The organism is Massilia sp. HP4, assembly GCF_005222695.1.
Taxonomy (GTDB): Bacteria; Pseudomonadota; Gammaproteobacteria; order Burkholderiales; family Burkholderiaceae_D; genus Telluria.
Genome location: NZ_STGG01000012.1, coordinates 229,528 through 243,175, shown reverse-complemented (window position 1 = coordinate 243,175; position 13,648 = coordinate 229,528). Strand labels below are relative to the sequence as shown.

Genomic DNA, 13,648 nt, shown 5'->3' with positions numbered 1-13,648 from the left:
TCCTGGGCTACGGCCTTAGATGGGACGGAAAAGAATGATGGCGACGCCAGCGGCGTAGGCGCCGAACAGCATCAGCACCGCGGTCGCCAGTCCGGCCAGGCGACGCTTGCGCAGCACCGTCTGCTCACCGGTCCAGGTCATGCTGATCGAACCGAGGATCGGGAGGCCGGTCTCGTCCCGCAGCGCTGCCTGGCTGAGGAACGTCGGACGAACTTGACTCATCAGGAATGCGCCGGCCAGTCCGGCCAGCAGTGCGATGGCGAACACGGCGCTCGCCAGTTGCAGGCGATTCGGTCCGGAAGGCGTCAGCGGCGCCAGCGGCGGCTCGATCACGCGGAAGGTCAACATGTCCGTGGCGACCGACAGGTCACCCGACATCCGGGCCGATTCACGGCGTTGTACCAGCTTCTGGTAATTCTCGCGGTTGACTTCGTAGTCCCGGTTCAGCTGTGCCAGCTGTGCCTCGATCTCCGGCACCTGGGCGCTGTCGCCACGCAGCCGGACCAGGCGTGCATTGTATTCGGATACGCGGGCCTGCAGCGAGGCCACGCGTGCCTCGGCTTCCGACAGCGCTACGTTGAGCTGCTGCAGCATCGGGCTGTAGCTGGCGCCAGGATCGCTACTCGGCTTGAAGTTCTTCTCGGCGTCGGCCTTGCGCTGTAGCAATTGCTCGAGCAGGCGGCGGTTGGCGACGATGTCCGGATGCTGCTCGGTGTACTGTGTGCGCAGGGCGTCCAGCGTCTTGTTGACGCTGGCGATGCGCTCATCCATTGCCGGATCGGCGATGACCGGCAGTGCGCGGCTGCCCGGCGCGGCGCTGGTATCTCCCGAAATCCTGCGGCGGATGGCATTGCGCGCCTGTTCGGCTTCGGCCAGTTCCAGCCGCGCCTGGCTCAAGGCTTCGCTGGTGGAGACCATTCGCGCGTTGTAATCGGCGCCTTCCCGTGGCAGGGAGCCCATGTGGCGAATCTTGAATTCCTTGAGCGAATTCTCGGCCTCGGCCAGGCGCTCTTCATAGGTGCGGATCTGGTCGTCGATGAACTGGATCGCTTTTTGGGAATCCTGCTTCTTGCCGCTGAAGCTGCCCTCGACGAAGATGGTCAGGAAAGCTTGCACCACGTCCCGGCTCTGCTTGGCGCTGCTCCCGGTGTAGCTGATGGTATAAATGTTCTCGCGTTCGGTGCCGGCCAGCTTGATGCGGGCAATGACGTCGTCGACCACCTTGTCGAATGCCTTGCCGTCGCGGGCTCCGACATCGAGATCGGTCTCGCGTACGACGCGTTCGACGTTCGGACGGCTGATCAGGGTACGGCGCATGAACCGGACCTGCTGGTCGAGGTTGGGCAGGGTCGTCATGCCGGACATGAGCGGCTTGAGGATGCTCTGTGTATCGACGTAGACACGCGCCGACGCTTCATACTGGTTGGGCAATTGGTACACTACAGCCCAGCCAGCCAGGGCCACGACCCAGGAAATGGCGACCGCGTACCACCGATACTTGCCAAGTGCTTTAAGAACATTAAGAACCAAGGCTTTGATTTCGGCCATTATTTCATCTCGCCAGTCATCGCCGGCAGAGCCGACTTGGGTGAATAAACATCTTGCATGATCGCTTGTGGAGTGAGCAATTGCAATTGCAGGTTGGCAAACCACCCGAATAGATGCGCCTGCTGCCTATTTCATGCAACACAAATTCTTTACTGCAACGACGAATGGCCTGAAATAGAGCAACCAGTTGTCGTAAAGTTGCATTATCGCAAACATACGGGGATTTGTGTGCTTGTATGTTGCGAAACTTTTTTCAGCCCCGTAAGCGATGAAGTGCGGCAATAGTTGCTGAAAGTAAAACATGTTTATTGTAATGTTTAACTTCAGAAAGGGCCTGCACGATTGGCACTACGTCTGCAACATTTACACCATTACGATGAAATTCTCATGAAGCGTCGAACTCTCATTTCGCATGGCGTGATGCTTGCCATCGCAGCCGTCCTCCCCACGCTAACGGTCGCCGCCGATCTGTCGGATACGGTCGCCGCCGTCAAGCCCTCCATTGTGGGAGTCGGTACGCATCTACAGACACGCAGCCCGGCAATCGTGTTTTCGGGAACAGGTTTCGTCGTCGGCGACGGCCTGAGCGTGATTACGAACGCGCACGTCGTTGCCGATAAACTGTCAACTCAGGGCAAGGAAACGCTGGGGATCGTGGTCCGGGATGGCGACCGGATCCTGTTTCGGCCTGCAACCCTGGCCGCCCTCAACCGCGACCATGACCTTGCCCATCTACGGCTGAGCGGCGCGCCCTTGCCGGCGCTGCGCCTGGCCGAGCGGGACGAGGCACGTGAGGGACAGGCGCTGGCCTTTACTGGATTTCCTTTAGGCATGGTTCTCGGACTTTACCCTGCTACCCACCGCGCCCTGCTGGCAGCCATCACGCCGATCGTCCGTCCCTCACTCGCTGCGCGCAGACTCGATGCCCGGGCGATCGCGCAGTTGCAAAAAGCCCCGTTTTCGATCTACCAGCTCGACGGCACTGCCTATCCTGGCAATAGCGGCAGTCCGGTCTACGATCCCGCGACAGGGATCGTGGTGGCGGTTATCAATATGGTATTCGTAAAAGGCCTGAAAGAAACTGCGATCAGCGCCCCCAGTGGGATCACCTACGCTGTCCCGGCCAGCCATGTCAGGGCGCTGTTGCAGCAACCATGAGGTGTCTAATGGCCGAGCACAATTTATGTGTGCACGGCGTTTCTTGAAAGACTCTGTTATACAATAGCGGCAGTTTCGATGGTTAAATAACAATTTTTTGTCCGCAAGCCGGCATGCCATGCGCAGCGCGGCAACGAGGGAGAATCAAGGTGAGCAAAACGATGTATATGATGAAATCGATGGTTGCAGCGGGTATCGCTGCTTGCATGCTGCTACTGGGCGGATGCACGACACCTGCGGTGCCTGCGACGGCTGTCCTGGCTCCCATCAACCCCGATTATCTGATCGGGCCAGGCGATGCAGTCAACATCATTGTTTGGCGCAATCCTGAAGTATCGATGTCGGTTCCAGTCCGTCCTGACGGCAAGATCACTACGCCCCTGGTCGAGGATCTTCCGGCTGCCGGCAAGACCTCGACCCAGCTGGCACGCGATATCGAGCAGGCCCTGGCCCAGTTCATCCAGCAGCCGGTCGTCACGGTCGTGGTCACCAATTTCATTGGCAATTTCAACGAGCAGATCCGCGTAATCGGCCAAGCCGCCCGGCCACAGGCGTTGCCATACCGTCGCGACATGTCCTTGATGGATGTATTAATCGCTGTCGGCGGCGTGACTGAATTTGCAGCTGGAAACAAGGCGAGCATTGTGCGCACCGTGGATGGCAAGCAAGAAAAGTTCACTGTGCGGTTGGACGACCTGATCAAGGATGGCGACATCTCGGCCAACCTGGCAATGCGCCCAGGCGACATCCTGATCATTCCAGAAAGTTTCTTCTAACTAGCCCACCCCGGCCTGCGGCAAACTGCCCGGGCCGGCAGCTTGCCGGCGAACGCCGGCAAGTGCACATCCAGCATTCAGCCTGTTCTTTCTTTCCTTGTTTCCAGTTCGGCATTTGACGAGCATCCGGTTTGATGTCAATATGACATTAAATTCAGGAAATAAATCTATTGGAAAGACAAGTCGCGTATTTGTCGCCCGATCCTCCCCATTTTCGATGTCAGGACTGTCGTGTTACAACTCCTTAAGTCTCTCAAGAATCAATTTTCATCCGGACCAGCCCTGACGGCGATGGCGAAGGCCGAGCTGGACGCCGACCGCCGCGGCCTTCCGCTGTCCGACCCGGGCCCGGAAGCGGTGATCGCTGTCTGCACTCGGTGGCTGTGCATGGCGCAGGACAAATCGGCATCCCGGGACGGCGGGGTGGCGCGCGACTTCAGCCTGCAGAAGGGGTGGGCAACGTCGTACCCGGAAACCACTGGCTACATCATTCCCACCATGATCACACTGGCGCGCCGCAATGGCGACCCCACCCTGCATGAGCGCGCCCGCCGGATGCTCGACTGGTGTGTCGCCATCCAGTTCGCCGATGGTGGTTTCCAGGGAGGCAAGATCGATGCCCTTCCCAAGGTGCCGGTCACTTTCAACACCGGCCAGATCCTGATCGGACTGGCCGCGGGCGCCGCGGAATATGTCGATCCCCGCTACCTCGACGCCATGCATCGCGCCGCGGCCTGGCTGCGCGACAGTCTCGATCCCGACGGATGCTGGCGCAAGCATCCGACGCCGTTTGCCAAGCCGGGCGAGAAAGCCTACGAGACCCATGTGGCGTGGGGTTTGTTCGAGGCGGAGCGTGTCGCCCCCGGCCATGGTTATGGCGAGGCCGGCCTGCGCCAGGTCGACTGGGCCCTGACCAAGCAGCAGCCGAATGGCTGGTTCGGATCGAATTGCCTGACCGATGCCGAGCATCCGCTTACCCACACCATCGGTTATGTGCTGCGCGGGGTGCTGGAAGCGCATCTGCTGTCCGGGCGGGCCGACCTGCTGCAGGCCGCCGTCCGCACCGGGAACAGCCTGGTCGATGCAATCGGCGCCGACGGCTACCTGGCCGGCCGCCTCGGCCGTGACTTCAAGCCAGCGGTTGATTACGTGTGCCTGACCGGTTCGGTGCAGATCGCCCACTGCCTGTTCCTGCTGCATCGCCTGACCGGCGAGGCGCGCTATCTCGAGGTGGGCCGCAAGCTGACCGCCTTCGTGCGCCGCACCGTGCGTTTCGACGGCCTCGAGGACGCGGTAGGCGGGATCAAGGGTTCGTTCCCGGTCGATGGCGATTACGGCCAGTGGGAATACCTGAACTGGGCAGCCAAGTTCTGCATCGACGCCAACCTGCTCGAACTGGCGCTGGTGGCCGAGCCGGCTCATGCTTGAGCCGCTCAAGCGCGTGCTCAGGGCCGCGCGCGAAACCATGCGCCGGCGTCGCAGCGAATCGCAACTACGTGCCTCGGGCCCGCACGTGACCCGCGCGGCGCTGGCGCGCGACCTGGGGCGGCTCGGCATTCGCCATGGCGATAGCGTGTTCCTGCATTCGTCGCTCAAGAGCCTCGGTTACGTGGAGGGCGGGGCAGCAGCGGTCATCGGCGCCTTGCAGGATGCGCTGGGCCCGGAGGGGACACTGTTGGTGCCGACCTATTACATGCCGGCCGGCAGCGTCAGGGCGACCTGCGAACTGGAAGGCTACGTCTTCGATCCGCGCATCCATGGCACCAATATGGGGCGCCTGCCCGAAGCCTTCCTGGCCGGCCCGGCGACCCACCGCAGCGTCCATCCGACGCACTCGGTGGCGGCCTGGGGCCGGCATGCGCAGTACCTGACCGAGGGGCATCACCTCGCGCCCTCGATCTTCGGCGAAGGTTCGCCCTGGCAGCGCTTCGTCGGGATCGACGGCGCGAAAGTGCTGGGCCTGGGTATATCGATGGGACCGGTCACCTTCTACCATGTGGTGGAAGACGCCATGGGCGAGGCCTTTCCGGAACCGGTCTGGGATGCGCGCGGCTACCGGCTGCCATGCCTCGACCGTAATGGCGCGCGCTGGGAGGTGCCGGTGCGCCCGTTCGCGCCCGAGGTCGCTGCACGCCGCATCGACTATGCCGCGCGCGGCGACCTGCGCGATTATTTCCAGCGCGAGTTCGAGCGCAGCGGCCTGCTGGTAAATGGCAAGGTCGGGTCGGCCGGGGCATGGTACATTCCGGCGCGTGGCTTCTTCGACCACCTGCACGCGCTCGCGGGGCAGGGCATTACCATCTACTCCACGCCCGAGCAGCTGGCGGCGCGTCCGCTGTCCTGAGAAGATCCCCAGCATGAAAAAAGCCGCCCGGTGCGAACCGGGCGGCTTTTTTACCACACAGGCCGGTCTTCACCGGCCCGGCAGGATTACTTCTGCAGGCGCTTGCGGCGATAGGCGCCCAGGCCCAGCAGGCCAAGGCCCATCAGTGCCAGCGAACCTGGTTCCGGCACTTCGGCAGGAGCGCCGCCGAAGTTGGTGATGCCGCTTTCTTCGGTGACGGCGACGACCGTCGGATCGACGCAGCCCTCGGTATTGCAGGTCGCACCACCGGTGGTGTTGTTGAATGCGTTGAAAGTGGCGGTGAAGAACGGATCTGGCTCCACGAAGAACGATTGGCCGGCTGTGGTCAGCTCGAAATTGGTATTCACGTTCTGGAAGGCGCCACCCAGATTGTTGAGGCCAGCGGTACCGGAAATGATGCTCCTGACGACGCCGATTTCGACCCGGCCGTCATCGTTCGTCACGGTTGCTGCATTGTCGAGGGATGCAAGATTGAAGCTCGCGCCAAGACCGGCATGTGCCCACAGCGAGAGGTCGATCGAATTGATCGCGCAAGAAACATCGATGCCCAGTGCGCCTTTGCAGGTAAAGGTCTGGGTGAAGGTGGCATACAGGTTGTAATTAGTACCCAGACCCGACGTCAAACCCGGGATACCGACCGACGAACCGCCTTGGTTCAGCGAAAACCCTTCGTAGCGGATCCAGCCCACGCTGGTATATTGGTTTTCGCCTGCCGTTTTCCTGATTTGGACCGATGACTGCCCAGCCATGCTGCTGGCATCGAATTGCTGGCTGAAATTTGGAATGCCATTTGGACCAGGCACATCCAGGCCATTGGAACGTGGGTCGACGGTGAAGACCGGCGCTGCTTGGGCAGCCGCTGCCATGGTCAGGAAGGCGCCGGCAATCAGGGTACGCAGCGTGCTCTTGGTATTAAACATTTGTGAATCTCCAGTATATATTGACCTATATGTCTCGGGCTCGATACTCGGGCATTCCCAAGGGTGACTGCTTTGATGACGCTACGGCTGATGATTTGTATATTGCCCGCCGAAGTACGCACAGTTAAACTCGCTCGCATCTTCAGGGTGTAGCCATTGACGATCATTGCAAGAGTTATGTAGCAAGCAGCGTGCCAGCAGGATGAAAACCTTTTAAAATCATATGGTTGGCGATAGACTGACGTTCCAAGTAACTTTTTCTAGCACAGCGATGTAAAAAATATCGACAGAATATTTTTGCATTTCGTTTCTCCAGGAAAAATAAGATGCCTAGCTTCAATTTAATTAAGACCGTGGTTCGCGAGATGGTGACCAGCGAGCGCAGCCCGCGCGTGACCGAGCCCGACCTGGTGATGGACGATCCGGAGAACGTGGCCGCCTACGTGGAGGCGGGCCGTGAGCATGCCGTGATGGCGCCCGTCTACCTGTTTCACTGTGCGAATGTCTGCGAGGTCATCCGTCCCGGCGACACAGTGGTCGACCTCGCCTGCGGTCCGGCCAACCAGCTGGCGATGGTCGCGCGCCTGAACCCGGCCACGCGCTTCATCGGGGTCGACCTGTCGGCACCGATGCTCGAGCGGGCGCGTGAGCTGATTGCGCATCAGGGCTTGACCAATGTCGAATTCCGCCATGGCGACATCACCGACCTGTCGTCGTTCGGCGACAAATCGGTGGACGCCGTCATGTCGACAATGGCCTTGCACCACCTGCCGACACTGGACATGCTGTGCCGCACCTATGCCGAGGTGGCGCGCATCTTGAAGGATGGGGGAGGCGTGTACATGGTCGATTTCGGCCATCTCAAATCGGCGCGCTCGATCGATTATTTCGCCTATCAATATGCCGACAAGCAGCCGCAGCTGTTCACCGAGGACTACTACAATTCATTGCGCGCAGCCTTCTACCCCGACGACTTCCGCCAGGCGGTCACGCCGCTGGAAGGCCGCGCCAGGTTGTATTCCACGATTGCCCTGCCATTCATGATGGCGCTCAAGAGCGCGCCGCGGCGTGCGGCCGACCCCGCGCTGGCGGCGGAACTGAAGCGCATGCGGCAGCGATTACCAGAATGGCACAAGCACGACTTCACCGACCTGCGCCGCCATTTCGGCATGAACCGTATGCATTGCTCGTTGATCGAGTGAACAGCGGGTTCAGCGCCGGATCAGTAAGTCTTCCAGCGGTCGCCGTTCCGAGCGCGCCCGGGGCAGCTGGCCGGCGCCGAGCCGGCCCATATAGACCGGGGTGCCCGGCCCGTCGTAGATCAGTTCCTGCGCGCGCCCGCGCAGTCGCGCTGCAGCTTCGAACAAGCCGGGTGTCCGGGTAAACTCACGCCGGTCGAGCACGTACTTCGAGAAGATCAGCGGCGTCATCTCGGGCTGCATCACCAGACCCAGGTGGGTCAGCGTCAACCAGAAGCGCTGCACCGCGCGTCCCGCCTCGACATAGTCGTCGATGCCGTGCGGCGCGCTGCGCGCCTTGAGCACGAAGTGGGCGGCGCAGGCAATGCCTGGAACCAGGTCCATCTGCAGGCGCGGGGCCCAGGTGCCCATCAGGCGGTTCATCGTCGATAGCCGGTTCCAGCTCACCATGGCCCATTTCATGAGCTTGAGGGTGCCAGGATCGACGCCCAGCGCCTGGTCCGGCACGCGGTCGCGGCTGGTCCGTGCATTCCATTCAATGATGCGGGCATGTACCTGATAGGCCTCTGGCATGGTCAGGCGCAGCCTGGCGTTGTCGTACATCAGGCGTGCGGTCTTGAGCTTCGGGCCGAAGCCTTCGATCCAGCTGAGCGTGTAGGCCGGGCCGGCGGCGGCTTCCAGCGCGCGCTTCTCGTCGCCATTCAATGGCCGTGTGCTCATCGGCCGGCGCTGCACGCTGCGGCGGGCAATGGCGCCGGCCAGCGGGCTCGGGGCGATGCTGGCATCAGCGCTGAAGCGTACGTCGAACAGCGGCTGCTCATCGGGGGTGCCTGCGCGGCGCCGGGCGTCGGCGCGCAGGCCGTGCACGCTGGCGGCGATGGACATCGTCTCGAGCAGCGCGCCGACCGAGATCTGGCTCGGATGGCCGTCCAGGTCATAGACGGTATCGGTGCGCGTATCGCTGGCGTGCACCACCACATGGTCGGGCGCGGCCAGCTCGAAACGCCAGGGCTGCGTGTTGTCGCCGCTGGGCGCCCAGCGCGCGAGGTCGAGGATCTGGAGCAGGGTAGGTTCGGCAATCATTGCGATGGTTCCTGCAGTTCGCGTGTCATCTGGCGCTTGGCGACCGCGATCATCAGGCGGTGCAGCGGGTTGCGGTTGCCGCCCGGGCGCCAGGTCCGGGTCAGCTTGTTGCGGTAGGCGTCGAACTGCATACCATGCGGCGCCGCTCTTACCTCGCCCCGGCGCAGCAGGATCTTGAGTGCCTCGGTAGCGGCGATACCCGCGCATAGCTGGCAAGCCATGATGGTCGAGGGGCCGCGTCGTTCCTTGAAGTTCACCGCCGCCGGCAGCACGAGATAGGGACGATGCAGGCCTGCCGGGGCGAGCCCCACCACGAAGCGGATTGCCTTGTCCAGCTCCGGAAGGTCGCCCCATTGGAAGTATTCGTCGAAACTCATCTGGCCCGGCATGAAATTGAGCAGCGCAGCGCCCATGCCGAGCGGCGCGACCGTGGTGGCCGGGATCGCACGCGCGGCGCAGGCCGCGAAGGTGCGCTGGCGGATGTCGAAAGCGAAGAAGTCCAGTCCGTCCACGTACAGGTCGACCCCGTCCAGGAAGGCGTCCAGGTTTTCGGGATTGATCCCCTGCTCGAAGATCCTGATCCCGATCTCGGGATTGATGTCCTTCGCCATGCGTGCCAGCACCTCGGCCTTGGGCTGGTCGAGCGTTGACATCATGGCGCCCACCTGACGGTTGAAATTGACCAGGTCAAAGGTATCGAAATCGGCAATATGGAACGAAGCGACGCCCAGGCGCGCCAGGGTCAGCAGGTAAACGCCACCCACGCCGCCGCCGCCCGCGATCGCCACCCGCTTGCCGCGCAGCGCAGCCTGTTCGTCGGGCGTGACCCAGCCGAGATTGCGGGCGAAGGCCCGCCCATAGTCGAACGATGTGCTCATTGCCTGGTCATCCATGCGAAGCCGTCGAATGCTTAGTCGGCGTGGTCGTGTTCCATGCGCAGCAGTCGGGCGACGATGCCGCTTTCTTCGCGCGGGGAAAAGAAAAAGGGATAGAAAGAGCGGTTGCTGGCATCGCTGCCAAAGGTACCGCCATGCTTGAGGATTTGTTCGGTCGCGTACGCCAGGCGCACGCGCATCAGGTAGGCCGGTGCGTTCACACGCGGATTGGTCTTGAGTTCTCCGATCTGTTCGAAACCAAGCATCCTCTTGTAGAAACCGCGGTGACGCGGATTGACTTCGATGATGATATCCGAACAGCCATGCACATCGCGGGCATAGATCACCGCCAGGTGGAACAGGTTGGCCAGTGAAGCCTTGGAACGAACCGATGGATCGAACGCCAACTTGGTAAACTCGGACAGCTTGGCGCCTTGCTGGCGCAGGGCGTCCAGCTCGCTCTTGAAAATCTCGTCGGCCATCAGGCCGACTTCGGAGTCCATGCCGAGACTGAGGGTTCCGACCACATCGCCCTTGTCGGTCGCGGTCAGGACAATCCGGTTCGGGTCGTCACCCGTCTGGTGGGTGCCCGCATAACCGCGCCATGCGTACATCTTGTTGATGAGCATGCTGGCCGAATTGCGTCCCTCAGTGGTATCGAGAAGCCGGATTCCAAATGAATCTTGGTTCACAATTACGTCCTCTATATCTGAGGCCGTCATCTTATCCTGTTCTTCCGAAGCACGGCTGTTCAGCAGCGAATCTGCGGGAAAAGCCTCTGAATTCTCTTGTTCCTGGCTAGTCATCGACGTTTTCCTTCGGCTCGACTGGATGATCAAGACTCATTAAACTGTGTCCAAACAGTTATTTATTTCTAAATAGATATTAGTCCTTTATAAAGATTTGCGCAATGCGCGTGCGTCTTCGAGTTGGGGGAAGGCTGTGTGCTCTGCCAAGAGCTTGTCCAGGGCGTTGCGCGCGCCTTCCTTGTCGCCGGCCTTGGCCATGCCGACCGCAAGGTGATACGAAATTTCGGGTGCGTTCGGTGCGGACGCTGCTGCTTTTTTCAGCAGTGGCAAGCCGCGCTCGGTATTTCCCTGCTCGACCAGCAGCCAGCCCAGCGTGTCCATGATGGCCGGATTGTCGCCAGCGATCTTGGCGGCCCGTTCGGCAGTCGCCAGGGCCCGCGGGTCCTTGGCCTGGCCATAGGCCCAGGCCAGGTTGTTGAGGGCCATCGGATCTTGCGGCGTACGCTCGATGATTCCTTCCAGCACCGGAATCGCCGCCTTGGCATCCTTCGCACCCAGATACATATTCGACAGGTAATGCGCTGCGCCGATATCGTTTGGATGGGCTTTGTGCCATGTGGCAAGTCGGCGTGTGCCGTCTGCCGGCTTGCCGGATACCGCCAGTGCCTGGGACAGCTTGATGACGATCGGTGTCGCCGGTGCGATCGCCAGTGCCTTCTCATAGGCGGCAGTGGCCTGGGGGCCCTGGCGCTTGAACAGGTAGGCATCGCCTTCCAGCACATAGCCGAGCGGGTTCTTGGGAAAATCGTTCTGGGTGTCTTTCGCCAGCTTCAGCGCCTCGGCCTGGCGGTCGCGCCGCAGCGCAACCTCGACCGCGGCGGCGCGTGCCGGCGCCAGGTCCGGCTGCTGGGCGATGGCGCGCTGGAGATTGGCGGCTGCCGCGGCTTCGTCCTTCATCAGCACGTTCACACTGGCCAGGCGCACATGGGCCATGCCGTTCGTCGGCTGCAGCGTGATCAGTTTGCTGTAGGTGTCGACGGCGCCAGGAAGATCCTTGCCCACGACCTGGGTTTGTCCGAGCAGTTCGAGTACCCCGGGATCGGCCGGATGGTTGGTTTGCAGCTTGCGCGCAAGTGCCTGCGCCTTGGGCGCCTGTTCCGTCGCCAGATAGTGCCCACCGAGCCGCAGCGCAGGGCCGAGTGCGGTCGGATTGGCGTCGCTGGCTTTCTCGAGCCAGGCGGTCGCCTCCGGAACGCGCTTTTGATGCATTTCCAGCGCGGCCAGCGCGGTCATCGCGTCGATGCTGTTCTTGTCCTTGTCCAGGACAGCCATGAAGCGCGCCCGGGCGGCGTCCGGCTTGTTGTCCTGGATGTCGAGGCGCGCGAGATTGGTCACGGCCGGCATGAATCCGGCTTGCAGCGCCAATGCCTTCTCAAAAGCGGAGCGCGCGGCGGCCGTGTTCCCCTGGACGACGTAGACGGCGCCCTTGAGCTGGTGGACCTGCGGATTGTCCGGCTGCTGCTTCTCCAGCGCCTCGACGGCTGCCAGGGCCTTTTCGGGGCGTTTCATGCCGATCTCGGTCTGGACCAGGGCCGTGGTAGCCTGGACCGACTTCGGATCCAGCTTCGCACCCAATTCGAGGTCGCTCAGGGCGCCGGCGCGGTCGCCCTGCGCCAGCTTCGACAGTCCGAGCGAAGTCCGTACTGCCGATGCCTGCGGGCTCAGTGCGGCTGCCTGCGCGAGGTAATCGCTGGCCTTGTCGAAATCGCGCACCTGCATATAGGACTCGCCAGCCAGGGCCAGCACCTGCGCGTCCTTCGAGGCATCCTTCAAGATCGGGGCCAGTGTCTCGACCGCTGCACCGGGCTGGGAATTCTTGAGCTGTGCCTGGGCCAGCAGTTTGCGCGCATAGACGTTGTTCGGGGCGCTTTCCAGGTATTTTCGTAAATGCTGCTCGGCCTGGTTGGTATTGCCCAGTGCCAATTCCGATGCGCCTGCCAGCAACACGCTTTGCAGGTGGTCGGGAGCGACTTTCAGGATTTTCTGCAGCGATTCCTTCGCTGCGGCGTGTTTGCCTTGAGAAAATTCGAACATCGCGCGGGTGTAGACCACCATCAAGCTGCCTGGCGAATTTTTCTCCGCAGCTTGGACTTCCACCTTCGCCGCATCGAATTTGCCGCGGCCGATCTCGATATTCGCGCGCTCGATATGCGCGGTGCGATGATCCGGCTTGAGCGCCAGGGCTTGGCCGAATGCGGCCAGCGCTTCATCGGTCTTGCCTTGGACACGCAAGATCATCCCGTGCATCATGTGTACCTCGGGATTCCTGGCGTCCTTGGCCACCGCCTCGTCAACATAGCGCACGGTAGCGTCACGGTCGCCGCGCGAGATGGACAGGCGCGCCATGCCCATTAGGGCCTCGCCCGAGTTCGGATTCGCTGCCAGTGCCGCTGCGTATGCTTGCTGTGCTTCTTCCGGTTTGCTGCTGCCCAGCAGCGCGTCGCCGCGCAGCGCCATCAGCGGTGCTGATTTGCCAGCCACTTCCGGCGTGACCAGTTCCAGCACCTCCTTGAACTTGCCCTGCTGGGCCAGGGTCCGGCCCAGCAGCGGCAGCACCCGCTCGCCCGGGATGCCGAGATCGCGCGCGCGGCCCAATTCCTTCTCGGCCGAGGCAAGGTCTCCGCTCGACATCTGCAGGGCGCCCAGTGCCAGGCGCGCTTCGCCGTCTTCCGGGCTGTTCGCCACGGCATTCTTGAGCTGGATCAGGGCTGCCTTGACGTCGCCTTTTTGCTGGTAATCCTTGGCCTCTGCCAACAGCGTTTCGGTCGACTGGGTGCGGTTGCAGCCAGCCAGGCCGACGGCGAGAAGGGCGCCGGTCAGGACGGCGACGGTGAGTTTGTGCTTGGTGGGATGGCGCGGCATGTGGGATTCCTCGGGCAGTGGAGACGGTCGTTTCGCTGGATAAGCGAAATTCC

At 62.0% G+C, this 13,648-nt stretch carries 11 protein-coding genes; 5 read left to right on the top strand and 6 right to left on the bottom strand.

Going from position 1 to position 13,648, the window contains the following annotated elements; all coding sequences use genetic code 11:
* Positions 1 to 15 precede the first annotated feature (15 nt).
* On the bottom strand, positions 16 to 1,548 hold the full coding sequence (locus E8M83_RS06515; RefSeq protein ID WP_137172549.1) for an XrtA system polysaccharide chain length determinant: 1,533 nt from the start codon (positions 1,546 to 1,548) through the stop codon (positions 16 to 18).
* A 387-nt stretch (positions 1,549 to 1,935) separates the two neighbouring features.
* Between E8M83_RS06515 and E8M83_RS06510 the strand changes: the two genes are divergently transcribed.
* The 4 genes from E8M83_RS06510 (at position 1,936) to E8M83_RS06495 (ending at position 5,826) form a co-directional block, all read left to right on the top strand.
* Positions 1,936 to 2,706, top strand: a complete 771-nt coding sequence (locus E8M83_RS06510; RefSeq protein ID WP_137172548.1) for a serine protease — start codon at positions 1,936 to 1,938, stop codon at positions 2,704 to 2,706.
* Between the two features lie 167 nt (positions 2,707 to 2,873).
* Positions 2,874 to 3,482, top strand: a complete 609-nt coding sequence (locus E8M83_RS06505; protein WP_229491450.1) for an XrtA/PEP-CTERM system exopolysaccharide export protein — start codon at positions 2,874 to 2,876, stop codon at positions 3,480 to 3,482.
* Positions 3,483 to 3,713: 231 nt separating this feature from the next.
* The gene (locus E8M83_RS06500) at positions 3,714 to 4,910 is read left to right on the top strand and encodes a hypothetical protein (RefSeq protein WP_137172547.1); all 1,197 of its coding nucleotides are present in this window, start codon (positions 3,714 to 3,716) and stop codon (positions 4,908 to 4,910) included.
* Positions 4,903 to 5,826, top strand: coding sequence for an AAC(3) family N-acetyltransferase (locus tag E8M83_RS06495; RefSeq protein WP_137172546.1), 924 nt, complete (start codon positions 4,903 to 4,905; stop codon positions 5,824 to 5,826). The genes E8M83_RS06500 and E8M83_RS06495 overlap by 8 nt, the downstream gene beginning before the upstream one ends.
* An 86-nt stretch (positions 5,827 to 5,912) precedes the next feature.
* Here E8M83_RS06495 and pepA read toward each other — a convergent pair whose 3' ends face one another.
* On the bottom strand, positions 5,913 to 6,767 hold the full coding sequence (gene pepA, locus E8M83_RS06490; RefSeq protein ID WP_137172545.1) for a flocculation-associated PEP-CTERM protein PepA: 855 nt from the start codon (positions 6,765 to 6,767) through the stop codon (positions 5,913 to 5,915).
* A 326-nt stretch (positions 6,768 to 7,093) separates the two neighbouring features.
* Between pepA and E8M83_RS06485 the strand changes: the two genes are divergently transcribed.
* Positions 7,094 to 7,969 (top strand): class I SAM-dependent methyltransferase, encoded by an 876-nt coding sequence (locus tag E8M83_RS06485; protein ID WP_137172544.1) that lies wholly within the window; start codon positions 7,094 to 7,096, stop codon positions 7,967 to 7,969.
* Between the two features lie 9 nt (positions 7,970 to 7,978).
* Here the strand turns inward: E8M83_RS06485 and E8M83_RS06480 are convergent, their stop codons facing one another.
* The 4 genes from E8M83_RS06480 to prsT form a co-directional block, all read right to left on the bottom strand.
* Positions 7,979 to 9,049 carry a nitroreductase family protein gene (locus tag E8M83_RS06480; protein ID WP_137172543.1) on the bottom strand — a complete coding sequence of 357 codons (1,071 nt, stop codon included), beginning with the start codon at positions 9,047 to 9,049 and terminating at the stop codon, positions 7,979 to 7,981.
* Entirely contained in the window at positions 9,046 to 9,927 is an 882-nt protein-coding gene (locus E8M83_RS06475) for a ThiF family adenylyltransferase (RefSeq protein ID WP_137172542.1), read from the bottom strand. The genes E8M83_RS06480 and E8M83_RS06475 overlap by 4 nt, the downstream gene beginning before the upstream one ends.
* 32 nt (positions 9,928 to 9,959) lie before the next feature.
* Positions 9,960 to 10,730, bottom strand: coding sequence for an N-acetyltransferase (locus E8M83_RS06470; RefSeq protein ID WP_229491435.1), 771 nt, complete (start codon positions 10,728 to 10,730; stop codon positions 9,960 to 9,962).
* Positions 10,731 to 10,817: 87 nt separating this feature from the next.
* Positions 10,818 to 13,595, bottom strand: a complete 2,778-nt coding sequence (gene prsT / locus E8M83_RS06465) for an XrtA/PEP-CTERM system TPR-repeat protein PrsT (protein ID WP_137172541.1) — start codon at positions 13,593 to 13,595, stop codon at positions 10,818 to 10,820.
* Between the last annotated feature and the right edge of the window lie 53 nt (positions 13,596 to 13,648).

Bases quoted from the DNA above. Each gene is read 5' to 3' on its own strand.
- E8M83_RS06510 (WP_137172548.1), top strand. From the start codon at position 1,936: ATGAAGCGTCGAACTCTCATTTCGCATGGCGTGATGCTTGCCATCGCA.
- E8M83_RS06470 (WP_229491435.1), bottom strand. From the start codon at position 10,730: ATGACTAGCCAGGAACAAGAGAATTCAGAGGCTTTTCCCGCAGATTCG.
- E8M83_RS06495 (WP_137172546.1), top strand. From the start codon at position 4,903: ATGCTTGAGCCGCTCAAGCGCGTGCTCAGGGCCGCGCGCGAAACCATG.
- E8M83_RS06485 (WP_137172544.1), top strand. From the start codon at position 7,094: ATGCCTAGCTTCAATTTAATTAAGACCGTGGTTCGCGAGATGGTGACC.
- E8M83_RS06505 (WP_229491450.1), top strand. From the start codon at position 2,874: ATGATGAAATCGATGGTTGCAGCGGGTATCGCTGCTTGCATGCTGCTA.
- pepA (WP_137172545.1), bottom strand. From the start codon at position 6,767: ATGTTTAATACCAAGAGCACGCTGCGTACCCTGATTGCCGGCGCCTTC.
- E8M83_RS06515 (WP_137172549.1), bottom strand. From the start codon at position 1,548: ATGGCCGAAATCAAAGCCTTGGTTCTTAATGTTCTTAAAGCACTTGGC.
- prsT (WP_137172541.1), bottom strand. From the start codon at position 13,595: ATGCCGCGCCATCCCACCAAGCACAAACTCACCGTCGCCGTCCTGACC.
- E8M83_RS06475 (WP_137172542.1), bottom strand. From the start codon at position 9,927: ATGAGCACATCGTTCGACTATGGGCGGGCCTTCGCCCGCAATCTCGGC.
- E8M83_RS06480 (WP_137172543.1), bottom strand. From the start codon at position 9,049: ATGATTGCCGAACCTACCCTGCTCCAGATCCTCGACCTCGCGCGCTGG.